This is a genomic window from Duganella sp. GW822-FHT06D06 (genome assembly GCF_058799615.1).
In genome coordinates this window covers 131,983-152,821 of record NZ_JBXALQ010000005.1, presented here as the reverse complement: position 1 = coordinate 152,821, position 20,839 = coordinate 131,983, and the positions used below count along the sequence as shown (strand labels likewise).

25 protein-coding genes are annotated in these 20,839 nt (G+C 63.5%); 7 read left to right on the top strand and 18 right to left on the bottom strand.

Features of this window, described 5'->3' with window-relative positions:
* Nucleotides 1–2: 2 nt before the first annotated feature.
* A complete protein-coding gene (locus AC1RMD_RS11390; protein ID WP_492926670.1) occupies nucleotides 3–2,306 on the bottom strand; it encodes a nitric-oxide reductase large subunit in 2,304 nt (767 codons plus the stop codon).
* Nucleotides 2,307–2,498: 192 nt separating this feature from the next.
* Here AC1RMD_RS11390 and AC1RMD_RS11385 point away from each other — a divergent pair, with 192 nt between their 5' ends.
* Nucleotides 2,499–2,621, top strand: coding sequence for a hypothetical protein (locus AC1RMD_RS11385; RefSeq protein WP_492926668.1), 123 nt, complete (start codon nucleotides 2,499–2,501; stop codon nucleotides 2,619–2,621).
* 9 nt (nucleotides 2,622–2,630) lie between these two features.
* Here AC1RMD_RS11385 and AC1RMD_RS11380 read toward each other — a convergent pair whose 3' ends face one another.
* Nucleotides 2,631–3,650, bottom strand: coding sequence for an aldo/keto reductase (locus AC1RMD_RS11380; protein WP_492926666.1), 1,020 nt, complete (start codon nucleotides 3,648–3,650; stop codon nucleotides 2,631–2,633).
* Between the two features lie 100 nt (nucleotides 3,651–3,750).
* Between AC1RMD_RS11380 and AC1RMD_RS11375 the strand changes: the two genes are divergently transcribed.
* The gene (locus tag AC1RMD_RS11375; protein ID WP_492926664.1) at nucleotides 3,751–4,662 is read left to right on the top strand and encodes a LysR family transcriptional regulator; all 912 of its coding nucleotides are present in this window, start codon (nucleotides 3,751–3,753) and stop codon (nucleotides 4,660–4,662) included.
* Nucleotides 4,663–4,664: 2 nt separating this feature from the next.
* Here AC1RMD_RS11375 and AC1RMD_RS11370 read toward each other — a convergent pair whose 3' ends face one another.
* From AC1RMD_RS11370 to AC1RMD_RS11320, 11 genes are all read right to left on the bottom strand, one after another.
* Nucleotides 4,665–5,627, bottom strand: coding sequence for a DMT family transporter (locus AC1RMD_RS11370; protein WP_492926960.1), 963 nt, complete (start codon nucleotides 5,625–5,627; stop codon nucleotides 4,665–4,667).
* Nucleotides 5,628–5,692: 65 nt separating this feature from the next.
* Nucleotides 5,693–6,436 (bottom strand): AraC family transcriptional regulator, encoded by a 744-nt coding sequence (locus tag AC1RMD_RS11365; RefSeq protein ID WP_492926662.1) that lies wholly within the window; start codon nucleotides 6,434–6,436, stop codon nucleotides 5,693–5,695.
* Between the two features lie 28 nt (nucleotides 6,437–6,464).
* Nucleotides 6,465–6,770 carry a cytochrome C oxidase subunit IV family protein gene (locus AC1RMD_RS11360; RefSeq protein WP_492926660.1) on the bottom strand — a complete coding sequence of 102 codons (306 nt, stop codon included), beginning with the start codon at nucleotides 6,768–6,770 and terminating at the stop codon, nucleotides 6,465–6,467.
* Between the two features lie 8 nt (nucleotides 6,771–6,778).
* On the bottom strand, nucleotides 6,779–7,444 hold the full coding sequence (locus tag AC1RMD_RS11355; protein ID WP_492926658.1) for a heme-copper oxidase subunit III family protein: 666 nt from the start codon (nucleotides 7,442–7,444) through the stop codon (nucleotides 6,779–6,781).
* Nucleotides 7,441–8,034, bottom strand: a complete 594-nt coding sequence (locus tag AC1RMD_RS11350) for a cytochrome c oxidase subunit 3 (protein WP_492926656.1) — start codon at nucleotides 8,032–8,034, stop codon at nucleotides 7,441–7,443. Before AC1RMD_RS11350 ends, AC1RMD_RS11355 begins: the two co-directional genes overlap by 4 nt.
* Nucleotides 8,031–9,770 (bottom strand): cytochrome c oxidase subunit I, encoded by a 1,740-nt coding sequence (gene ctaD, locus AC1RMD_RS11345; RefSeq protein WP_492926654.1) that lies wholly within the window; start codon nucleotides 9,768–9,770, stop codon nucleotides 8,031–8,033. Before ctaD ends, AC1RMD_RS11350 begins: the two co-directional genes overlap by 4 nt.
* Nucleotides 9,771–9,780: 10 nt before the next feature.
* Complete coding sequence (locus AC1RMD_RS11340) at nucleotides 9,781–10,872, bottom strand: cytochrome c oxidase subunit II (protein ID WP_492926652.1); 1,092 nt, start codon at nucleotides 10,870–10,872, stop codon at nucleotides 9,781–9,783.
* A 15-nt stretch (nucleotides 10,873–10,887) separates the two neighbouring features.
* Entirely contained in the window at nucleotides 10,888–11,391 is a 504-nt protein-coding gene (locus AC1RMD_RS11335) for a hypothetical protein (RefSeq protein WP_492926650.1), read from the bottom strand.
* 46 nt (nucleotides 11,392–11,437) lie between these two features.
* Nucleotides 11,438–11,749: a hypothetical protein gene (locus tag AC1RMD_RS11330; RefSeq protein WP_492926648.1), complete on the bottom strand. Its 312-nt coding sequence runs from the start codon at nucleotides 11,747–11,749 to the stop codon at nucleotides 11,438–11,440.
* Nucleotide 11,750: 1 nt separating this feature from the next.
* Entirely contained in the window at nucleotides 11,751–12,233 is a 483-nt protein-coding gene (gene rfaE2, locus AC1RMD_RS11325) for a D-glycero-beta-D-manno-heptose 1-phosphate adenylyltransferase (protein ID WP_492926646.1), read from the bottom strand.
* Nucleotides 12,234–12,244: 11 nt separating this feature from the next.
* Nucleotides 12,245–13,429, bottom strand: a complete 1,185-nt coding sequence (locus tag AC1RMD_RS11320) for a PilT/PilU family type 4a pilus ATPase (protein WP_492926644.1) — start codon at nucleotides 13,427–13,429, stop codon at nucleotides 12,245–12,247.
* Between the two features lie 111 nt (nucleotides 13,430–13,540).
* Between AC1RMD_RS11320 and AC1RMD_RS11315 the strand changes: the two genes are divergently transcribed.
* From AC1RMD_RS11315 to AC1RMD_RS11305, 3 genes are all read left to right on the top strand, one after another.
* Nucleotides 13,541–14,476 carry a hydrogen peroxide-inducible genes activator gene (locus tag AC1RMD_RS11315; RefSeq protein WP_492926642.1) on the top strand — a complete coding sequence of 312 codons (936 nt, stop codon included), beginning with the start codon at nucleotides 13,541–13,543 and terminating at the stop codon, nucleotides 14,474–14,476.
* A gap of 56 nt (nucleotides 14,477–14,532) precedes the next feature.
* A complete protein-coding gene (ubiA, locus tag AC1RMD_RS11310) occupies nucleotides 14,533–15,387 on the top strand; it encodes a 4-hydroxybenzoate octaprenyltransferase (protein WP_492926640.1) in 855 nt (284 codons plus the stop codon).
* An 84-nt stretch (nucleotides 15,388–15,471) separates the two neighbouring features.
* Nucleotides 15,472–15,819 (top strand): ElaB/YgaM/YqjD family protein, encoded by a 348-nt coding sequence (locus tag AC1RMD_RS11305; RefSeq protein ID WP_492926638.1) that lies wholly within the window; start codon nucleotides 15,472–15,474, stop codon nucleotides 15,817–15,819.
* Here AC1RMD_RS11305 and AC1RMD_RS11300 read toward each other — a convergent pair.
* From AC1RMD_RS11300 to AC1RMD_RS11290, 3 genes are all read right to left on the bottom strand, one after another.
* A complete protein-coding gene (locus AC1RMD_RS11300) occupies nucleotides 15,799–16,098 on the bottom strand; it encodes a type II toxin-antitoxin system RelE/ParE family toxin (RefSeq protein ID WP_492926636.1) in 300 nt (99 codons plus the stop codon). The two genes, AC1RMD_RS11305 and AC1RMD_RS11300, sit on opposite strands and share 21 nt — an antisense overlap.
* On the bottom strand, nucleotides 16,095–16,322 hold the full coding sequence (locus tag AC1RMD_RS11295; RefSeq protein WP_492926634.1) for an addiction module protein: 228 nt from the start codon (nucleotides 16,320–16,322) through the stop codon (nucleotides 16,095–16,097). Before AC1RMD_RS11295 ends, AC1RMD_RS11300 begins: the two co-directional genes overlap by 4 nt.
* A 63-nt stretch (nucleotides 16,323–16,385) precedes the next feature.
* A complete protein-coding gene (locus AC1RMD_RS11290; RefSeq protein WP_492926632.1) occupies nucleotides 16,386–16,685 on the bottom strand; it encodes a high-potential iron-sulfur protein in 300 nt (99 codons plus the stop codon).
* 143 nt (nucleotides 16,686–16,828) lie between these two features.
* On the opposite strand from AC1RMD_RS11290, the gene AC1RMD_RS11285 reads away from it, so the two are divergent.
* Together AC1RMD_RS11285 and AC1RMD_RS11280 are read left to right on the top strand one after the other, a co-directional pair.
* On the top strand, nucleotides 16,829–18,088 hold the full coding sequence (locus AC1RMD_RS11285; RefSeq protein ID WP_492926630.1) for a parallel beta-helix domain-containing protein: 1,260 nt from the start codon (nucleotides 16,829–16,831) through the stop codon (nucleotides 18,086–18,088).
* Nucleotides 18,085–19,221, top strand: a complete 1,137-nt coding sequence (locus tag AC1RMD_RS11280) for an SO2930 family diheme c-type cytochrome (protein WP_492926628.1) — start codon at nucleotides 18,085–18,087, stop codon at nucleotides 19,219–19,221. The genes AC1RMD_RS11285 and AC1RMD_RS11280 overlap by 4 nt, the downstream gene beginning before the upstream one ends.
* A 40-nt stretch (nucleotides 19,222–19,261) precedes the next feature.
* On the opposite strand, the gene proC is transcribed toward AC1RMD_RS11280, so the two are convergent.
* Nucleotides 19,262–20,086: a pyrroline-5-carboxylate reductase gene (gene proC, locus AC1RMD_RS11275; protein ID WP_492926959.1), complete on the bottom strand. Its 825-nt coding sequence runs from the start codon at nucleotides 20,084–20,086 to the stop codon at nucleotides 19,262–19,264.
* 2 nt (nucleotides 20,087–20,088) lie between these two features.
* Nucleotides 20,089–20,793, bottom strand: a complete 705-nt coding sequence (locus AC1RMD_RS11270) for a YggS family pyridoxal phosphate-dependent enzyme (RefSeq protein ID WP_492926626.1) — start codon at nucleotides 20,791–20,793, stop codon at nucleotides 20,089–20,091.
* Nucleotides 20,794–20,839: the final 46 nt, after the last annotated feature.

The window sequence follows — 20,839 nt, the reverse complement described above, 5'->3', positions numbered from 1 at the left end:
TGTCAGCGATCGGCTGCGCTTTCCGCGGCACGTACACCCAGGTAGCCCTTGATCGATGCGATCACCAGCGGCACCGCGCCAAACAGGATGAAGACCAGATCGCCAGGCAGACGCAGCCATTCAATCAAGTGCGACCGCTCGCTGCCTATGTAGTCGAGGCTGCGTGCGTGCCAGTAACCGTTCTGCAGCACGTCCCAGACCTGCAGAAGGCCGCTGGGGAACAAGCTCATGGTCACCATCATCGCCAACCCGCCGTTGCAGCCCCAGAAGGCGACCTTGATGTATTTCTCGATGCCCGGCCAGCGCGTATCGTCGCTGGTCTGGCGCAGCACGAACACCATCAGCGCGATCGCCAGCATGCCGAACACACCCATCATCGCGGCGTGCCCGTGGCTCGGCGTCAGTTGGGTGCCGACCTCGTAGTAGCTGACGATGGGCAGATTGATCAGGAAGCCGAAAATGCCGGCCCCGACAAAGTTCCAGAAGCCCACCGCCATCAGGAAATAGAAGGTCCACTTGTGCGGTATGGCGACCGCCTTGCCGCTGGCGTCGCGCGCGCCGCGTGTGGTCCGCACAAAATCCCACGCATCCAGCGTCAACAAGGTGAGCGGAACCACCTCGAGCACCGAGAACAGCGCCGACAGCGCCATGTTGAAATTGGTTTGTCCGCTGAAATACCAATGGTGGCCAGTGCCCATCAGCCCGCCGAGGAAATACAGGATGGCGTCCAGATAGATCACCCGCAGCGCGACATTGCGGCGCGTCAGGCCCAGTTGATAGAAGGTCAGCGCCACCACCGTCGTGGCGAAGAACTCGAAAAATCCTTCCACCCACAAATGGATGATCCAGAAGCGCCAGGTGTCGACCACGGTGAAATTGGTCTTGGCGCCAAAGAACAGCGCCGGCACATAAAAGACGGGGATGGCCAGCGCGGCGATCATGAACATCTGGACGATGGGCCGGACCGCAGGTTGCGCCAGCATGTGCGGTCGCACCAGGGTCCATAGCAAGCCGAACCAGCCGAGCAAGCCGGCGACCAGCAAATACTGCCACACACGGCCGAGTTCCAGGTACTCCCAACCCTGGTTGCCAAACCAAAACCACCAGCGGCCAAGCAGCTGCGCAATGCCCAGCCATTCGCCGAGCAAGCTGCCGCCGATCACCAGCGCGAAGGCAGCGAACAATACGTGGATCCAGCCGGCCAGCCAGCGCGGCTCTTCGGCGCGCAGCGAACGGCCGAGAAACAGGGCCGCCGCGACATAGGCCGTGGCAATCCAGAAGATCGCCATCTGCAGATGCCAGGTGCGCATCAGGTTGCTAGGAAAGACGCGCTCCAGCTGGAAGCCGTAGAAACTGCCGGGATCCGCGCGGTAGTGGGCGACGGCGCCGCCCACCAGCGATTGCGCCAGCAACAGCAGGGCCACGACGACGAAAAATTTCACCAAGGCGTTTTGCCCCCGGCTCGATTTCCCCGGCAGCAGTTGCGGGCGCACCTGATGGCCGCGCGTGATCCAGCCGAGGTAGTCGAATTTCCCGAACGCCAATAGCACGGCCGCGATACCGGCCAGTAGCACCATCAGGCTCAAGGCGCTCCACAGCAGGGCGCTGGACGTCGGCAGGTTGCCTACGCTGGGGTCATATGGAAAATTATTGGTATAGGAATAGTCCGCACCCGGACGCTCGGCCACCGAAGCCCAGGCCGTCCACATGACGAAGGCGGTGAACTGGCGCAGCTCGGTTGCATCGGTAATCAGGTTCGCCTTGAGTCCGCCATTGCGCGACGGGTCGCGGAAGTACTCCGTCCAGTAAGCGATCTGCTGGTGAAAGCTCGCCGTCTGAGGGGCGGTAAAATGTAAAGTCGCGGTGGCCGCATCATATCGATTGGTTTTGAGCGCAACCACGGTTTCGCCTTGCACCGCTGCTTGCTGCGAGCGTGATAACGCGGCAAACAACTGCCGGTAGCGTTGCTGCGCGATGAACTCCGAGGTCTGCGCGCCCATGCTATGCAAGGTCGAGGCCGAAAAGTCCGGGCCGAGATAGGCACCATGTCCCCAAATACTACCGTTGGCCATCAAACCATACTTGAGAAATATGGCCTGGCCGTCGCCGATGTCTTCGCCGGTGAACACGACGCCACCTTGCGCATCCACCACCCGCGCCGGGACAGGCGGGGCGTTCTGATAAGACAGCAGAGTAATCGTGATCAGTCCGGCAAAACCCAGCCCCATCACGATCAGTATCGTGCGTATCCACCAGCGCGAAAGTGGACCATCGTCGTCACTCACTGGTAGTGCGGCTTCACTCATGGCTACGCCTTCGCCAGTTATTTCCTGCGTTATGCATCAATAAGGACAGGCGCATCGCCGCCACCATCCGGCAGCTGCCCACAATACGCCCTGGGCATCATAGTTCTGTGCGTTAGCGCACTCAGAAGGAAAAAAGGTTGTCATAACCCGACGTGACAATTCGTGCATTTTCCAAAAGAGCAAGACGCTAAATTGTTCGACAGCCTGGACAACCCGCACAAGCGGTTTGAAGCCGTCCGCGAAGCCGGGCATATGAACGCGATGACCAAACCGGAAACGCTCAGCGCCTACCGTTCTTTCATCGGCAGCGTGTAGCCTTCAGCTTCAACGATCGATCGGCAACGGCGCGGTAGCCGCCACCAATTGCTGTTCGCGCAGTTCGCGCCAGAAGCCGGCCGGAATCTCGACCTTCATCGCCGCCATATCCTCGGCAATGCGCTCCGGCCTGCTGGCGCCCGGTATCACTGCGGCGACGGCGGGATTGGCCAGCGAAAACTGCAAGGCCGCGGCCTTCACCGGAATACCGTAACGGTCCGCAATCGCCTTGATGCGCGCCACCTTGGCCACGATTTCGGGCGATGCCTGCTGATACTCGAAGTGCGTGCCGCCGGCCAGGATGCCGGAGCTGTACGGGCCGCCAACGACGATGTCGACCTGCCGCGCCGCCGCTGCAGGCATCAGGCGCTGCAAGGCGCGCTCGTGATCGAGCAGCGTGTAGCGGCCCGCCAGCAGGAAGCCGTCCGGTTGTGCTTCGCTCAGGTCCAGCGTCAATTCCAAGGGCTCGACGCGGTTGACGCCCAGGCCCCAGGCCTTGATCACGCCCTCCTCGCGCAAGCGGGTCAACACGCGGAAGGCGCCGGTGCGTGCGATTTCGAACTGGGCCAGCCAACCATCGCCATAGAAATCCTGCGCCACGTCATGCACCCAGACGATGTCCAGGCGGTCGGTGCCCAGCCGCTTCAGGCTGTCTTCGATGGAGCGCAACGTGGCGTCTGCCGAATAATCGTTGACGATTTTGTTTGGACGGCCGAACTCGAACAGGCCGCCCTTCTCGCCCAGGTCGCGCTTGCTGGTGTCCTCGGTTTCATCCAGGATCAGGCGGCCGACCTTGGTGCTCAGCACGTATTCATTGCGCGGACGCTTGGCCAGCGCCTGGCCGAGACGGATCTCGGACAGGCCCGCACCGTAGAACGGCGCCGTGTCGAAAAAGCGGATGCCCTGTTCCCAGGCGGCATCGACGGTCGCGGCCGCCTCCTGCTCGGGAATATTGCGGAACATATTGCCCAGTGGTGCGGTGCCAAAACCCAGTACCGCGTTGTGCGGCAATTTATCCTTGAGACTCATGGTGTAGATCCTTTCAGTTGAACGATGAGGCAAGTCTAGGTTGCTTTAATCAGTCTGTCTAAGACATAATTAGCCATACTTAAGTCTCGAAAGGTCTGATATGTTGGACTTGCGACAACTCCACTATTTCGTCGTGGTCGCCGAAGAGGAGCATGTGGGACGGGCGGCGGAACGGCTGCACATCTCGCAATCGCCGCTGAGCCGGCAGATCGCGCAACTGGAAGACAAGCTGGGGCTGGTGCTGTTCGAGCGCTCGCAGCAGCGCATCCGCCTGACCGCCGACGGCAAGGTGTTCCTGGCCGAGGCGCGCGCCTTCCTCACTCATGGCAACCGGCTGGAATCGCTGGCGCGCCGTCTCGGCAAGGGTGACGAAGGTGGGCTGTGCATCGGCTATCTGGAAAACGCCGTGCATTCCGGCGTGCTGCCGGACGCGCTGCGCGAACTGCGCGCGCACCGGCCGGCGGTCCACGTGGCGCTGTACAACTATCACTCGCCTGAACAGCTGGAAGGCCTGCGCCAGCGCAGCCTGGATATCGCGTTGGTCTGCGCGCCGCCTACCGCCGACGATCCCGACCTGGATCGCATACAGGTGTTGGACGACCCGATGCTGTTGGCGGTGCCGGAAGGTCATCCGTTGGCGCGCGCGAAAAAGATCAAACCGGCCGACCTGGCCGATCAAAAATGGATAGGCGTGGTACACCGCGATCATCCGCTGCGGCATGACCAGTTCATCGCGGCCTGCGCCAAGGCGGGCTTTACGCCGACCATCACGATGGACGTCGCGGAGCCGCAGGCGGCGCTGGGCATGGTGGCGGCAGGACTGGGCCTGGCGGTCATACAGGAGAGCTTGCGCTACCAGGCGCCGCGCGGCGTGGTGCTGCATGAGCTGCCATGGTTCAGCTACCGCACGCCGCTGTGGCTGGCTTGGCACAAGGTCAACCTGCGGCCGTTGGTGGAAATCTTCCGCCAGACGCTGCTGGAAACCAGCAAGGTGCGTGGACGCATTGATTAGTTCTAGACCGAGCTGGCGGCGTCAGTAGGGCATGCGGCGATAGGCCGCGGCTCCGCGTGCAACCACACCGACCATGCCACGCCGGCAATCAGCAACACGATGGCCATCACCTCCAGCAGGCGCGGGGCTTGGTGCTGGTAGAGGTAGCCGTACAACATGCCGAACAGGATCTCGAACAGCAGCAGTTGCCCGGACAAGGTCACCGGTACGCGGCGGCAGGCCATGTTCCACAGCTGGTTGCCGATCACCGAGGCGCCTGCGGCGACCAGCGTGATCAGGCCCCAGAAGCGTAGCCAGTCGCGTGGCGGCGCGCTGGCCTGCTCCGCGCCGCCGATGCAAACCATCACCAGTCCCATCGCCAACGCCACCAGTCCGCTGGCGATGCCGAACAAGCCGGACCAGTCGCCGCTGCTGAAGCGCGGGTTGCGCTTCAGGAAGCGCGTGTTGTCGACGGCATACCAGGTCCAGCTGAGCAGCGCGCCAACGGCGCACAACATCCCGGTCGCCACGGTCGGCCATGCGGAATGTCCTGCCGGACTGGCGAACACTTCGACGTTGATGCACACCATGCCCACCGCCACCAGCGCCAGCGGCCACGCCAGCACGCGCAGCGACACCGAGCCGTGGTCGCGCTGGCCCAGCATCGAGATCGTCAAAGGCAGCAGGCCGATGATCAGGGAAGCGGCCGACACGCCGGCCAGTTGCACGCCACACGACAGCAGCAGGTAGTAGACGACATTGCCGGCCAAGGCGTAGCGCAGCAGCACCCAATAGTCGGCGCGCGTCAGACGTCGCAACAGGCCGCCGAGGCGCGGCGCCAGCAGCGCCAGCGAGATCAACGCGTAGGCCACGTAGCGTCCGAACATCAGTTCGAACGGGGAGAAGTCCGCCAGCCACTTCGGCAGCACGAACACCATGCCCCACATCGAGCCCGCCGCCAGGCCGCACAACACGCCATACCACATACCGCCTCCTGTCATTGAAGCGGTCATTGTCGGCGCGGGCCGGGGTCAGGGATTGTGTGTGGCTGTCAGATTTTTGTTTGGTTCTGCCGTTCGCGCTTGCGGTAGGCCAGCGGCGTGACATCCATCGCGCGGCGCATCGCGTGCGTCAGCGCGCTCTGGTCGGCGTAACCGGCCTGCGTCGCCAACCGGGCGATGGGCAGCTCGGTTTGCGCCAGCTGGCGGCAGGCCCAGCGCAGGCGCATGTCGGTCAGCCAGGCCAGCGGTGTGGCCCGCATCTCGTCGCGGAAGGCGCGGTGCAGGCTGCTCACGCTCATGTGTGCGGCCTTGGCCATGGTGTCGGTATTCCACGGTAGTCCAGGCTGGGCTTCGATCTGGCCCAGCGCGGCCAGCAACCGCGAGGCGGGACGGATTTCCTGCTGCGCCAGCGTCTCCAGCAGCAGCGGCATCCAGTGGGCCAGCGTCGCCTCGCTGGCGCCGGACTGGGCGCGCAGCAGGCCGATGAAGTCGATCAACTTGGCGGCCGGTGCGCTGATGGGGACATACGGCCGCTCGGACAGCTTGGCGGCGGTGGCCTCCGGCACGGCGGCCAGGTCGAAATCCAGGATCAGCGACTGGTTCGGCCCGGTGGCGGAAGCCGCGTGCACCAAGCCCGGTTCGACGAACGCGGCGCGCTGCGGATGGACCACGGCGCCGGAACCCTTGATATCCATGACCACCCTGCCCTTGATCGGCAACACCAGCTGGGCGAACGTATGCACGCCGGACAAGGGTTCGGCGACGTAGCTGCGGAGATCGAGTTCGGTCGGCATGGTGGCTACAGTGTAGCAGCCTCCACCATCAGCGGAAATACAGCATGCGGGTGAGGAAGGTGTAGTCCGATTCCATCCACATCAGCAAGGCCAGCACCAGCAGGCACAGCGGCGGCGCCAGCACCACGTAGACCAGCGCCGCGCGCTCCCAACGCAAGTGCATGAACACCGCCACGATCAACCCGGCCTTGGCTATCATCAGCAGCAGGATCAGCGTCCAGCGCAGATAGCTCTCGACGTGGAAGAAATCGACCAGGTAGGAAAACGTACTGAGCACGAACAGCAGCACCCAGACCTTCAGGTACAAGCCGATCGGATGGGTGGCGGCTTCCATGGCGGCTCCTACCAAAGATAAAACAGCGCGAAGATGAATACCCACACCAGGTCGACAAAGTGCCAATACAGGCCGGCGATCTCGACGATGTCGTAATTGCCGCCGCGCTCGTAATGGCCGCGCCGCACGCGGCGCGCGACGATGCTCAGGTAGATCACGCCGGCCGTCACGTGCAGGCCGTGGAAACCGGTGATCATGAAGAAGCAGGCACCGAACTGCGCCGCGCCTTCGGGATTGATCCACGGCCGCACGCCTTCCGCGATCAGCTTGCTCCACTCGAAGGCTTGCATGCTGACGAAGGTCGCGCCCAGCGCGGCGGTCAACAGCATCAGCGCCGCGCAGCGAGCACGCTCGCGCCGGTAAGCGTAGTTGACCGCCATCGCCATCGTGCCGCTGCTGGTGATCAGGATGAAGGTCATGATGGCGATCAGTATCAGCGGCAGCTTGGTGCCGCCTATCGTCAGCGAAAACACCTCGCTGGGATTGGGCCAGGCCGCCGTGGCCGAGATGCGCACCGACATGTAGCCGGTGAGGAAGCTGCCGAAGATGAAGGTGTCGCTGAGCAGGAAGATCCACATCATCGCCTTGCCCCACGGCACGCGGAAGGCGGCGCGGTCGCCCGACCAGTCCGCCACCATGCCTTGCCAACCTGCCGCCTCGGTCTGTTTGCTCATGGCCCGCCTCCGCAGATTTGATTCACCAGTTCCGGCGTCACGCCGAACAGCAGGCCGAACATGGCCAGCCACAAGCCAAGCAGGAAATGCCAGTAGCGCGCGCACAGCTGGATGGCCACGCTGTCGCGCCCGAGGTCGCGCTGCGCCCAGGCGGCCACCACCAGGCCGCCCAGCACGTGCAGGCCGTGCAAGCCGGTGATCAGGTAAAAGAAGCTGTTGGCTGGATTGGCGTCCAGCGTCAGATTGGCCGCGTCCATCGTCTGCCATGTCCACAGCTGCGACGCCAGGAAGGCCAGCGAGCAGATGCATGCCGCCGCGTACGCCGTCCGCAGCCCCAGCGCGCCACGGCCGCGCGCGACGTGCCAGGCGCGTTGCCAGGCCACACTGGCGGCGGCCAGCAGCGCGGTGCTCAGCCACAACTGCATCGGAACGAAGGGCAGCGGACGCCAATCAGGCGCCGCCATCCGCATCACGTAGGCGCTGCTGAACAGCAAGAACAACATGCCGATCACGCCCATGAACACCCACAGGCCGGTGCGCCGCCTGAGCATATCGGCGTGGTTGCTCACCAGGTAGAGGCTGGGATTCATGGCGTCTCCGGCACTGGTACCGGCCGCCGGACCATTACATCGGCCGGCGCCAGATCCTGCGGCACATAGTCGCTGTCGCCGTCCTGCTGGCCGTACTCGTAGGCGCCGCGATACACCAGCGGCGTTTGTTCGCCCCAGTTGCCGTGCACCGGCGGCGTCTGCGGCGTATGCCACTCCAGGCTGGCCGCGCGCCAGGGATTGCCGCCCGCCTCGCGGCCACGGAAGGTGCTCCACCACAGGTTCAGCACGAACAGCAGTTGCGCTACGCCGACAAACAAGGCGACGATGGTGATGAAGGCGTTCAGCGTTTGCGCCGATTCGGGGATGAAGGCGTAGTGGTCGTAGGCGTAGTAGCGCCTCGGCACGCCCAGCAAGCCCAGGTAATGCATCGGGAAGAAAATCAGATACGTGCCGACAAAGGTGATCCAGAAATGCAGCCGCCCCAGCATGACGTCGTACATGCGTCCGCTCACCTTGGGGAACCAATGATAGAGCCCGCCAAACACGGCCAGCACCGGCGACACGCCCATCACCATGTGGAAATGCGCGACCACGAAATAGGTGTTCGACAGCGGAATATCGACGCTGACATTCCCCAGGAACAGCCCGGTCAGCCCGCCGATGACGAAGGTGCTGATGAAGCCGACGGCAAACAGCATCGGCACGGTCAGGTGTATATCGCCGCGCCACAAGGTCAGCGTCCAGTTGTAGACCTTGAGCGCGGTCGGCACGGCGATGATCAGCGTGGTGGTGGCGAAGAAGAAGCCGAAATACGGATGCATGCCGCTGACGTACATATGGTGCGCCCAGACGACAAAGCTCAGCCCGCCGATCACCACGATGGCCCACACCATCATCTTGTAGCCGAAGATCTGCTTGCGCGCATGCACGCTGATCAGGTCGGAGATGATGCCGAACGCCGGCAAGGCCACGATGTACACCTCCGGGTGGCCGAAGAACCAGAACAGGTGCTGGAACAGCAGCGGGCTGCCGCCCTGGTGCGGCAAGTGCTGCCCCATCGACACCATGGCCGGCATGAAGAAACTGGTGCCCAGGGTTTTATCGAGCAGCATCATGACGCCGCTGACAAACAAGGCCGGGAACGCCAGCAGCGCCAGGATGGTGGCGGTGAAGATGCCCCACACCGTCAGCGGCATGCGCATCAGCGTCATGCCCTGGGTGCGCGCCTGCAGCACGGTGGTGACGTAGTTCAAGCCGCCCATCGTGGCGGCGGCGATGAACACCAGCAGCGACACCAGCATCACGACGATGCCCCACTCCGTGCCCGGTGTGCCGGGCAGTATCGCCTGCGGCGGATACAGCGTCCAGCCGGCGCCGGTCGGCCCGCCGGGCACGAAGAAGCTGGCCGCCAGTATCAGCACCGCCAGCAGGTAGAACCAAAAGCTGAGCATGTTCAGGAAAGGAAACACCATGTCGCGCGCGCCCACCATCAGCGGGATCAGGTAGTTGCCGAAGCCGCCCAGGAACAGCGCCGTCAGCAGATACACCACCATGATCATGCCGTGCATGGTCATGAACTGGTAATAGCGGCTGGCGTCGATAAAGGCGAACTTGCCGGGAAAGCCCAATTGCAAGCGCATCAGGTCCGACAGCACCAGCCCCACCAGCCCGATCACCAGCGCCGTGATGGTGTACTGGATCGCGATCACTTTGTGGTCCTGGCTCCACACATAGCGCGTCCAGAAGCTGTGAGGATGCTCGCCGCCGTAGCCCATGCCCGCCTCCCTATTTGATGGTCTTGATGTAGTCGACCAACTGCGCCACTTCGGTCGGGCTCAGCTGCTGCGTCGGCATGATGGGCTGATAGCCCTTGACGATGCGCGCGGCGGGATGGGTGATCGATTCGCGCAGATAGGTCTCATCCACGCGCACGGCGGCGCCATCGTTCATGGTCTCGCTCTTGCCGAACAGCCCTTTCCACGTCGGCCCCACGCCGGCGTTGCCGTCGACGCTGTGGCAGGCTGCGCAACCGCGCGACTGCGCCAGCAGGCGTCCCTGCTTGCCCGGCACTTCGCCGCCGGCCACGGCCGCCGTCGTGGCGGCAAAGCTCGGCTGCGCCGCCAGCCACGTTTGATACGCCGGCCCATCGTCCACCACGACATAGCTGCGCATATTGAAATGGCCGATGCCGCACAGCTGCGCGCACATGACCTCGAACCGGCCGACCCGCGACGGCGTGAACCAGAACGACGTCACCATGCCCGGCACCATGTTCATCCGCGTGCGGAACTCCGGCACATAAAAATCGTGCAACACATCCTGCGCACGCAGCAGCACGCGCACCGGCCGTCCAACGGGAATATGCACCTCCTGCCCTTCGACCAGCAGATCGTCCTGGCCGCCGGGGTCGGCGGGATTCATGCCGTAGGGATTGGCGTTGCTGATGAAGCGCATGTCGGTGCTGCCCAGCCTGCCGTCCTTGCCCGGCAAGCGGTAGTGCCATTGCCACTGCTGGCCCAGCACCTCGAACACCATCGCGTCGGGCGGTGGATCGATCAGCTTGGCGTACACCGACAGGCCCGGCGCCAGCAGCGCGGCGATGGCCACCGTGGTGGCGCCGACCAGCCACCACTCCAGCCTGGCGCTGCCGTGCGTGGCCGCCGCGCGCACGCCGTCCTGATGCCGGAACGTCACCACCGCATACGCCACGAACAGGTTGATGACAACGAAGGCCACGCCGGTGATGACAAAGGTCAGCAGCAAGGCGTCGTCCATCTGCTGCCAGTTGGAGGCGATGGGCGTGAGCCACCACGGACTCATAAAATGAAATTCCAGGGCGCCAACTACGATCAGTATCAGTATCAGTGCTAACGCCATGGTGGCTTCCAAAAGCTAACGTGGCCGACTCGGCCTTTCCAGCTTGAGATAAATGAAGGCTGCGGTCATCCCGAAGATGACGTGGGCAATGGCTGTCGGCCACCCTCGCAGCGCTACGAACCATGTATAGACACCGGCCATGCCGTAAAAGTTCAGCACATACAGCAGAAGTCCGAACACCGCTCCGGTCGCGAGCGCCAGGGCGACGCTGGAATCAAGACGGAACGGCGCGATGATGGCGGCCAGCATGACGCCGAACGCCACACCCAGCGCGTAGTGCACCAGCAATGCGGCGATCGTCACGCCCAGGCTGTAGCCGCTGGTTTGCAACACGTCCCAGCTCATCACGAGCGCGGCGATCATGTGCGTGGCCAGCCAGGGATCGGCGGCGTTGGTGATGGCGGACCAGCTGAGTTCCAGCAGCATCAGCACGCCGCCGGCGCCGAAGCCAGCGACCGCTGCGGCGGCCCAGTCCGGCAGGCGCGCCTGCCAACGATGCGATTGCAGATGCAGTTCCATGACGTCCTCCCGAAAGATTTTTGGGAGATTCAGTCTAGGAGTTTTTTCAGGCCCTGTCAGCCGGCGCGCGATTGGAACGGCCGGAGAACGACAGCAGCAACGCCAGTACGCCGGCCCCAGCCGCGCTGACGCAGACGGTGCTGGCGACCGCCAGCGCGGCCGGATTGCGCAGGCCCAGCAGGTCGGCGGCGAAGGCCAGCGATACCGTGGCGATCAGTTGCGCCGGATAGAGGAAGCGCAGTTGGCGGAAGGCGCGCGCGTCGCCGCGCCGCCAGGAGCGCAGCGCGATCGCGAACGCGGGTCCCCACAACACGCCGAGGAACAGCAGCGCCGCGAACACGGCAATCAGGATGCGCATATCAAGGACGCTGGGCGCGCACCTTGGTCAGCAGCTTGGTGGTCGAGCGGTCGTGCTCGAAGTCGATGGCGATGGCCTGGCCGCCGTATGCCAGCACGGCCTTGCCTTCGGGGATGGCGTCCATCTGGTAGTCGCCGCCCTTGGCGTAGATTTCCGGCCGCGCCTGCTGCACCACTTCCAGCGCGGTGTCTTCGTCGAACTCCACCACCAGGCTGACCGCTTCCAGCGCGGCCAGCACCGCCATGCGGTCGGCGCAGTTGTTGAGCGGGCGGTCGTCGCCCTTGCCCAGGCGTTTGACGGAGGCGTCGGTATTGGCGGCCACCACCAGCGAGGCGCCCAGCGCGCGCGCTTGCGCCAGATAGGTCACGTGGCCGCGGTGCAGGATATCGAACACGCCATTGGTCAGCACCACCGGCTTGGGCAGCGCGGCGACACGCGCGGCCAGTTGTTCACGGGTGCAGATCTTGGTTTCAAATTGAGGCATAAGTTTTTCTGTTATTTGGTTTCTTCGTCTTCCGGCTCTTCGTCGATCTGCATGCTGAGCGAATCGGCGCTGCTCGGACTGTTGTCGCCCGGCTCCTTGCGGTCGCCGCGCAGCTTGATCTGCAAGCGCAGGCCGTTGGCCGAGTCGGCGTTGCGGATCGCCTCTTCATAGCCGATATAACCCTTATTATAGAGTTCGTACAGCGCCTGGTCGAAAGTGCACATGCCGAGCTCGCGCGATTTGTGCATGATTTCCTTGATCGCCTGGAAGTTCCCCTTGAAGATCATCTCGGCGATGGTCGGCGTGTTGAGCAGGATTTCAATCGCCGCCTTGCGACCCTTGCCGTCCTCGGTGCGCACCAGCCGCTGCGAGACGATGGCGCGCAGGTTGGAAGACAGATCCATCAGCAGCTGGTTGCGCCGCTCTTCCGGGAAGAAGTTGATGATGCGGTCCATGGTCTGGTTGGAGTTGTTCGCGTGCAGCGTGCCCAGACACAGGTGGCCGGTCTCGGCAAAGGCGATCGCGTGCTCCATGGTTTCGGTGTCGCGGATCTCGCCGATCAGGATCACGTCCGGCGCCTGGCGCAGCGTGTTCTTCAGCGCGTTGTGCCACGACAGCGTGTCGACGCCCACTTCGCGGTGCGTGATCAGGCAACCCTTGTTTTTGTGTACATACTCGACCGGATCCTCCACCGTGATGATGTGGCCGGCCGAATTGGCGTTGCGGTAGTCGATCATCGCCGCCAGCGTGGTCGACTTGCCCGATCCCGTGCCGCCCACCACCAGCACCAGCCCGCGCTTGGTCATGATGACTTCCTTCAGCACCTCGGGCAGGTCAAGCTTTTCGAAATTCGGTATTTCCGAGGCGATGGTCCGTATCACCATGGCCACGTTCTGCTGCTGCACGAAAACGTTGACGCGGAAACGGCAGACGTCCGGCAGCGAGATCGCAAAGTTGCATTCCAGCTCGGCCTCGAACTCGCGCTTCTGCTTGTCGTTCATGATCGACAGCGCCAGCGCGCGGGTCACGCTGCCGGTCAGTTTCTGTTGGCTCAGGGGCTTCATCGCGCCCTGCGACTTCATACTCGGCGGGAAATCTGCGGAAATGAACAGATCCGAACCGCCGGTGTGGTGCATCACCTTGAGCAGCTTGTGCAGATAGGCTTGCGCTTCTTCTGGACCAAATGTGGAGGACATGCTTGCCTTTCGATGGGTAGTACCAACATACACTGCATTATATCGACAGCATTCGCTACAATACCTTTTCTAATTATTGCATCCCAGCATCGCCTGTGTTCAAATACATTTATGACACTGACCGAACTGAAATACATCGTCGCCGTTGCAAGAGCGAAACACTTCGGACATGCGGCCGAAGCCTGTTACGTCGCGCAGCCGACGCTTTCGGTCGCCATCAAGAAACTGGAAGATGAACTGGGCGTGGTCCTGTTTGAACGGGGCGGCGCCGAAATCTCCGTCACCCCGCTGGGCGCGCAAATCGTCGCCCAGGCCGAGCGCGTGCTGGAACAGACCGCCGCCATCAAGGAACTCGCCAAGCAGAACAAGGACCCGCTGGCCGGCCCGCTGCGCCTGGGCGTGATCTACACCATCGGCCCCTACCTGCTGCCGCCGCTGGTCAAGGGCATGATAGACAAAGTTCCGCAGATGCCGTTCATCCTGCAGGAAAACTTCACCGTGCGCCTGATCGAGATGCTGCGCCAGGGCGAGCTGGACGCCGCCATCATGGCGCTGCCGCTGCCCGAGCACGGCATGGCGATGCAGGCCTTGTACGACGAACCGTTCGTGGTGGCGATGCCGGCCCAGCACCCGTGGACCAAGCGCCGCAGCATTCCTGCCGAAGACCTGAAAACCGAAAACATGCTGCTGCTTGGTAACGGACACTGCTTCCGCGATCAGGTACTGGAAGTATGTCCCGAGATGGCCCGTTTCTCCGCGCCGGGCAATGGCATGCAGCGCACCTTCGAGGGTTCGTCGCTGGAAACCATCCGTCACATGGTGGCCAGCGGCATCGGCCTGACCGTGCTGCCGCGCGCCTCGGTGCCGGACATGGACACCAAGGAAGGCATGTTGCAGTTCCGCCCGTTCGAGGGACAGCAGCCGTCGCGCCGCGTGGTCATCGTGTGGCGTAAAAGCTTCACCCGCAAGGCCGCCATCGACGCCGTGTGCGAAGTGGTGGCCGCTTGCAACCTGCCGGGCATCACCCCCCTCTGCGCCGGCGATTGAGCTGGCAGCGCCAGGATTTGCGATAATCCTGATCTTTCCCTACAAGCGGCATATCCATGAACAAGCTGGAGCTCTATTTTCGCCTGGTCAGGCTGGACAAACCGATCGGCACCTTGTTGCTGCTGTGGCCGACGCTGTGCGCGCTGTGGCTGGCGTCCAACGGCAAGCCCAGCCTGACGCTGGTGGTCATCTTCTCGCTCGGCACGCTGTTGATGCGCTCGGCCGGTTGCGCGATGAACGACTACGCCGACCAGGACATCGACAAGTTCGTCAAACGCACGGCGCAGCGCCCCATCACCAGCGGCCGCATCAGCGGCAAGGAAGCGCTGGCCATCGCCGGCGCGCTGGCGCTGCTGTCGTTTTGCCTGATCCTGCCGCTGAACGCGCTGACCAGGCAGCTGTCGGTGGCGGCCGTCGTCATCGCCGGCACCTACCCCTACTTCAAGCGCTTCTTCGCGATACCGCAAGCCTACCTGGGCATCGCCTTCGGCTTCGGCATCCCGATGGCGTTTGCCGCGATCCAGAACACGGTGCCGATGGTGGCGTGGCTGCTGTTGCTCGGTAACGTGTTCTGGGCCGTGGCCTACGACACCGAGTACGCGATGGTCGACCGCGACGACGACCTGAAGATCGGCATCAAGACTTCGGCCATCACCTTCGGCCGCTACGACGTGGCGGCGGTGATGCTGTGCTACGCCGTGCACCTGGGCTTGCTGCTGGCCTGCGGCTGGCAGCTCGGCATGGGCGTATGGTTCGCCGGCGGCGTGGCGCTGGCGGCGGGCATCGCCTGCTATCACTACACGCTGATCCGCGGCCGCGAGCGCGACGCCTGCTTCTACGCCTTCCGCCACAACAACTGGCTGGGCGCGGCCGTGTTCGCGGGCGTGGCGCTGGACTACGCGCTGCGGTGACACGATTGAGGCAGCGCAAGGCAACGACGCCTGCGCTGCCTACAATGGCTATCCCCTGCCACCCAGACATTCGACGAGGTCATCATGGATCAGACACAACAGAACGGCAAAGGCATCGCCGACAACCAGGCCGCCAGCGCCACCGCGCGCGACAAGCTGATGGACGAATTGAAGCACGCCATCGGCGAAGCCGAGGACTGGCTGAAAGATGCCGCCAAAGAGCCCGCCCCCAACCCCGAAACCCGCGCCCGCTTCGACGACACGCTGCGCACCGCCAAGACCGACCTGCGCAAACTGGAGGACAGCCTGATCGCCCGCAGCCGCGACGCGGCCGAATCGGCCAACGTCTATGTACGCGACAATCCGTGGAAATCGGTTGGCCTGGGTGCGGCACTCGGCGTGGTTGTCGGGCTACTGATCGCCCGTAAGTAATTTCGCAGCGTCTCTTCGTGCATGCAGCACAGCGAACACAAGCAGACGGCCAGGCTCCAAACGGAAATAGACAAAGTAAGGGAAACGCTTCAATGGAATTTTTCGAACGTCCTGATGGACGCAAGGATATTGAAGCGGATGTTGAGCAGCAAGCGAAACTCGTTGCTTAAGCTCGGCCAAAAATTCCGCACCTAACCCCCGGCGCTTTTTCTCATACCAACGAGCAGCATCTGCGACATGTCCGCTCGCTGCTTGAGAGAAAGTGACGGGGAACATCATTGGCGCATGCGTGCAATGGCTGCGGCTTCAACTTCTTCCCACGTCAAAACATCACTCGGGTTTGAATCATGCTCGGCCAGAAGCTTGTCCAGTTCCATTTTTTGCGCCTCAGTCGGCTGAAGCGCTTCATCGCTGCGACTGATGCCATCCCAGATTGCCTCGACCAAGGCAAGTTGATCTTCCACCGTCAACTCGCTTACCTGCTGCAATAAATCGCTTTTCATGATGTACTCCCTGAGGAATATCAGTCTACCACCACAGCGCCGCCAATCAATTCAAAGTCCACGTCAGCCGAACGAGGTGCACCAGCCTGCGGCTGTCACCAGTTTGCCGGGGAAGATGGCGCAGCCGCCCATGTCGTTCGGGCCGTCCTCGTAGATCTGGCACTTGCTGCAGCGGTCGCCGGGTTTGAAGTCGGGGAATTTGTGCCCGTCAACCTTGGCGGCGTCAACCACATAGTTGAACTCCTTGGCCAGCGGCTCGTCTTCCTTCAGCGGCACACGGTCCTCGGCCCAGGCCATGCAGCCCAGCGTAGCAGCGGCCAGCCCGGCGCACGTGCGCAGAATAAATACCCGGCGATTCGTCATCTTTTTTCCCTTCCGTCGCTGCCGCGCCACATGGCCACGACCCGGCAATGATACGCGCTTCATGTCGAAAACATACTGCTATACTCAATGTTGCCAAGCACTCTACATCGAACAAATTCTAACAAATAGAATGAGGGGACGACATGTACAAGGCCTTACGCACTCTAGCTCTTTGCGGTACCTTAGGCGCCCTGCTGGGCGCTTGCGGCAAGTCCGAGGCGCCCATCTCGGCCGAACAGGCCAGCGCCGACGCGGCGTTCCAGAAGAAGCTGCAGGAGCAGCTGCTCGACGCCAAACCTGGCAGCGTGGTCGAGATCCCGGCCGGTACCTATCATTTCACTAGCGGCCTCACCCTGCGCGGCAACGGCGTCACGATACGCGGCGCCGGCATGGACAAGACCATCCTCTCGTTCAAGGGCCAGGTCACCGGGCCGGAAGGCATGCTGGTCTACGCCAGCAACTTCACCATCGAAGGCCTGACCATCCAGGACTCCAAAGGCGACGGCCTGAAGATCAACGACGGCGACAACATCACCATCCGCAAGGTCAAGGTGCAATGGACCGGCGGTTCCAAGGTGACCAACGGCGCCTACGGCATCTACCCGGTCAAGACCCGCAACGTGCTGATCGAAGACAGCGTGGCGATCGCCGCGTCCGACGCCGGCATCTACGTCGGCCAGTCCAACGGCGTCGTGGTGCGCCGCTGCCGCGCCGAGCAGAACGTTGCCGGCATCGAAATCGAGAACACCATCAACGCCGACGTCTACGACAACGTCGCCACCAACAACACCGGCGGCATCCTGGTGTTCAACATGCCCAACCTGTCGCAGCCCGGCCATAGCACCCGCGTGTACAAGAACAAGGTCGAGAAGAACAACCTCGGCAACTTCGCCGCGCGCGGCACGGCGGTGGCCAGCGTGCCGGCCGGTTCCGGCATCGTCATCAACTCCAATTCGAAAGTGGAGATCTTCGACAACGACGTCACCGACAACCAGACCGCCAACGTCATCATCTCCAGCTACCACTCCACCGGCTACTTCACCGAGAAAGGCGTGGCCGCCGGCTACGATCCGTATCCGAAAGCGATCTACGTCTACGGCAACCGCTTCAAGGGCGGCGGCGATTCGCCCGATGGCTTCGATCTGAAAGCGCTGAAGATCGCCATGTACGGCATCGGCGGCCACCTGCCCGACGTGCTGTGGGACGGCTACGTCGACACCAAGCTGCTGGTCAAGGGCGTGATGCCGGCCGAGCAGCGCATCTGCATCCAGGACGGCGTGGAAGTGTTGAACGCCGACGGTCCGAACAAGTACAAGAACCCCAGCAAGGAAACGGCGCAGTTCCGCTGCGCGCTGGCCAAGCTGCCGCCGGTGACCATCGCCCAACTCGCCGCCCAGTCATGATGGTGAGATTCGCAGCGATCACCTGCACGCTGATGCTCGCGGCGTGCACGCAAACCCAGGCCCCGGTGAGCTTCATCACCGAAGGCAATCCGGCCAAGTTGAGCGACTGGCATTTGATGGCCGTCTCCGGCGGCCGCCTTAACCTGAACACCGGCGTGGTCCCCTACGACCTGAATACGCCGCTGTTCACCGACTACGCGCAGAAGCTGCGCACCGTCTGGATGCCGAAGGGCCAGAGCGCCGTCTACAACGCCGATACGACGTTCGAGTTCCCGCTCGGGACCATCATCAGCAAGACCTTCTACTATCCGAAGGCCGACGGCCCCGCCAAGGCGGTGCTGGCCACCTACGACACCAGCAAGACCGGCGGCGACAAGCTCGATCTGGCCAACGTGCGCCTGGTCGAAACGCGCCTGCTGGTGCGCCGCGCCGACGGCTGGATCGCCCTGCCCTACGTGTGGAACGCCGAGCAGACCGAAGCCGTGCTGGCGCGCACCGGCGACCAGATACCGCTGGACCTGGTGCATGCGGACCAGACCCGCAAGCCGCTGACCTATGTGGTGCCGAACGTGAACCAGTGCGCATCCTGCCACGTGGCCGACGTGAAGTCGCGCCAGTTCCAGCCCATCGGCCCGAAGGCGCGGCATATGAACCGCAGCTACAGCTACGACGGCGTGACCGTCAACCAGCTCGATTACCTGGCGCGCATCGGCTACCTGAGCGGCGTGCCGGCCAACGTTGCAGCCACCGCGCCGCACAACGCCAACTGGCGCGACCAGGGCCAGTCGCTGGATGCGCGCGCCCGCGCCTACCTGGACATCAACTGCGCCCACTGCCACAACGACAAGGGCGCGGCCAACACCACCGCGCTGCACCTGAACATGGGCGCGCCGGCCGATCTGCATCTGGGTTTGTGCAAGCCGCCGGTGGCGGCGGGCGCCGGCACCGGCGGCCATGGCTACGGCATCGCGCCGGGCAAGCCGGATGAATCGATCATGGTCTACCGGCTGGGCTCCGACCAGACCGGCATCATGATGCCGGAACTGGGGCGCGGCTCGGTCCACAAGGAGGGCGTGGACCTGATACGCGCGTGGATCGCCGCGATGAAGCAAGGCTGCGGCGCCACCTCCTGATCCAGGGTGCCACGCGCTGGTCATCACGCAGCCTTTCGTCCTAGTTGGAAGAACCCAGCTCGTCGCCCATTTCCTTGCCGCGCTGCTGGGCCGCTTTCATCGCCTTGACGATCGCCGCCTTCACGCCGTTGTCTTCCATGCTGGTCAGCGCCGCGTAGGTGGTGCCGCCTTTCGACGTCACGCGCTCGCGCAGCAGCGACACCGGCTCGTTCGACTGCACCGCCAGCTGCGAAGCGCCGGCGAAGGTGGCCAGCGCCAGCTGCTTGCCCTGCTCCGCGCTCAGGCCCATGTCCACGGCGGCCTGCTGCATCGCCTCGATGAAGTAGAACACATAGGCCGGGCCGCTGCCCGACACCGCCGTCACCGCATCGATCTGCGACTCGTCGTCCAGCCACACGGTCGGGCCGACGGCGCGCAGGATATCGTCGGCCGCCTGCTTCTGCGCCGCCGTCACGCCGGCCGTCGCCGCCATGCCGGTGATGCCCATGCCGATCAGCGCCGGCGTGTTCGGCATGCAGCGCACGATGGCGCCGTAGCCGCCCAGCCAGCGCGACAGGTCGACGATGCGGATGCCGGCGGCGATCGAGACGATCACCGGCTGCCTGCCTTGGTCGATCAGCGGCAGCAGCTGGGCCGCCACTTCGCGCATGCTTTGCGGTTTGATCGCCAGCACGATCACGTCCGCCGCCGAGACGGCGGCATCGGCGCCGCCGGCCGTGGTCACGCCGAACTGCTCGCGCAGGCGTGCCAGCGCCTCGGCGTTGGGATCGGCCACGTGGATGTTGGCGCCGGCGGTGAGCTTGTTGGCCAGTCCCGCGATCAGGGCGGAGGCCATGTTGCCGCCGCCGATAAATGCTATTTTCATCATCAAGCCTTGTGGTAGTTTCGTGAACCAAAAATGGCGCTGCCGACGCGCACGATGGTCGCGCCTTCGGCGATCGCGGCGCGCAGGTCGGCCGACATGCCCATCGACAGCGTGTCGAGCGCCAGGCCGTCGGCGCGCAGCTGCTGGTACAGCACACGCAGCTGGGCGAACGCCGCCCGCTGCCGCGCAAAGTCTTCGGCCGGCTCGGGGATCGCCATCAGGCCGCGCAACGTCAGATTCGGCAGCGCCGCGACCTTGTGGGCCAGCTGCGCCAATTCCGCCGGGGCCACGCCGCTCTTGCTGGCTTCCCCGCTGATATTCACCTGCAAACAGATTTGCAGCGGCGCCATGCCGGCCGGCCGCTGCTCGGACAGCCGCTGCGCGATCTTCTCGCGCTCGACCGTGTGCACCCAATCGAAGTGCTCGGCGATGGGGCGGGTCTTGTTGCTCTGGATCGGGCCGATGAAATGCCACTCCAGCGTGGGCGCGCCGGCCGTCTTCAGCGCGGCGATCTTGTCCAGCGCCTCTTGCAGGTAGTTTTCGCCGAAGGCGCGCTGGCCGGCCTGCACCGCCTCCAGCACCGCGTCCGGCCCGAAGGTCTTGGAGACGGCCAGCAGCTGCACCGATTGCGGCGCACGGCCAACATCTTGGGCTGCGGCAACAATTGTCGAGGTGATTGCTTGCAAGTTCTGGGGGATCAGGGACATAATCATCGAGTAAAAATCGTTAGAAACAACGGTTAAGGTGAAAGCA

Bases quoted from the DNA above. Each gene is read 5' to 3' on its own strand.
- AC1RMD_RS11390 (WP_492926670.1), bottom strand. From the start codon at position 2,306: ATGAGTGAAGCCGCACTACCAGTGAGTGACGACGATGGTCCACTTTCG.
- AC1RMD_RS11380 (WP_492926666.1), bottom strand. From the start codon at position 3,650: ATGAGTCTCAAGGATAAATTGCCGCACAACGCGGTACTGGGTTTTGGC.
- AC1RMD_RS11375 (WP_492926664.1), top strand. From the start codon at position 3,751: ATGTTGGACTTGCGACAACTCCACTATTTCGTCGTGGTCGCCGAAGAG.
- AC1RMD_RS11370 (WP_492926960.1), bottom strand. From the start codon at position 5,627: ATGTGGTATGGCGTGTTGTGCGGCCTGGCGGCGGGCTCGATGTGGGGC.
- AC1RMD_RS11365 (WP_492926662.1), bottom strand. From the start codon at position 6,436: ATGCCGACCGAACTCGATCTCCGCAGCTACGTCGCCGAACCCTTGTCC.
- AC1RMD_RS11360 (WP_492926660.1), bottom strand. From the start codon at position 6,770: ATGGAAGCCGCCACCCATCCGATCGGCTTGTACCTGAAGGTCTGGGTG.
- AC1RMD_RS11355 (WP_492926658.1), bottom strand. From the start codon at position 7,444: ATGAGCAAACAGACCGAGGCGGCAGGTTGGCAAGGCATGGTGGCGGAC.
- AC1RMD_RS11350 (WP_492926656.1), bottom strand. From the start codon at position 8,034: ATGAATCCCAGCCTCTACCTGGTGAGCAACCACGCCGATATGCTCAGG.
- ctaD (WP_492926654.1), bottom strand. From the start codon at position 9,770: ATGGGCTACGGCGGCGAGCATCCTCACAGCTTCTGGACGCGCTATGTG.
- AC1RMD_RS11340 (WP_492926652.1), bottom strand. From the start codon at position 10,872: ATGGCGTTAGCACTGATACTGATACTGATCGTAGTTGGCGCCCTGGAA.
- AC1RMD_RS11335 (WP_492926650.1), bottom strand. From the start codon at position 11,391: ATGGAACTGCATCTGCAATCGCATCGTTGGCAGGCGCGCCTGCCGGAC.
- AC1RMD_RS11330 (WP_492926648.1), bottom strand. From the start codon at position 11,749: ATGCGCATCCTGATTGCCGTGTTCGCGGCGCTGCTGTTCCTCGGCGTG.
- rfaE2 (WP_492926646.1), bottom strand. From the start codon at position 12,233: ATGCCTCAATTTGAAACCAAGATCTGCACCCGTGAACAACTGGCCGCG.
- AC1RMD_RS11320 (WP_492926644.1), bottom strand. From the start codon at position 13,429: ATGTCCTCCACATTTGGTCCAGAAGAAGCGCAAGCCTATCTGCACAAG.
- AC1RMD_RS11315 (WP_492926642.1), top strand. From the start codon at position 13,541: ATGACACTGACCGAACTGAAATACATCGTCGCCGTTGCAAGAGCGAAA.
- ubiA (WP_492926640.1), top strand. From the start codon at position 14,533: ATGAACAAGCTGGAGCTCTATTTTCGCCTGGTCAGGCTGGACAAACCG.
- AC1RMD_RS11305 (WP_492926638.1), top strand. From the start codon at position 15,472: ATGGATCAGACACAACAGAACGGCAAAGGCATCGCCGACAACCAGGCC.
- AC1RMD_RS11300 (WP_492926636.1), bottom strand. From the start codon at position 16,098: ATGATGTTCCCCGTCACTTTCTCTCAAGCAGCGAGCGGACATGTCGCA.
- AC1RMD_RS11295 (WP_492926634.1), bottom strand. From the start codon at position 16,322: ATGAAAAGCGATTTATTGCAGCAGGTAAGCGAGTTGACGGTGGAAGAT.
- AC1RMD_RS11290 (WP_492926632.1), bottom strand. From the start codon at position 16,685: ATGACGAATCGCCGGGTATTTATTCTGCGCACGTGCGCCGGGCTGGCC.
- AC1RMD_RS11285 (WP_492926630.1), top strand. From the start codon at position 16,829: ATGTACAAGGCCTTACGCACTCTAGCTCTTTGCGGTACCTTAGGCGCC.
- AC1RMD_RS11280 (WP_492926628.1), top strand. From the start codon at position 18,085: ATGATGGTGAGATTCGCAGCGATCACCTGCACGCTGATGCTCGCGGCG.
- proC (WP_492926959.1), bottom strand. From the start codon at position 20,086: ATGAAAATAGCATTTATCGGCGGCGGCAACATGGCCTCCGCCCTGATC.
- AC1RMD_RS11270 (WP_492926626.1), bottom strand. From the start codon at position 20,793: ATGTCCCTGATCCCCCAGAACTTGCAAGCAATCACCTCGACAATTGTT.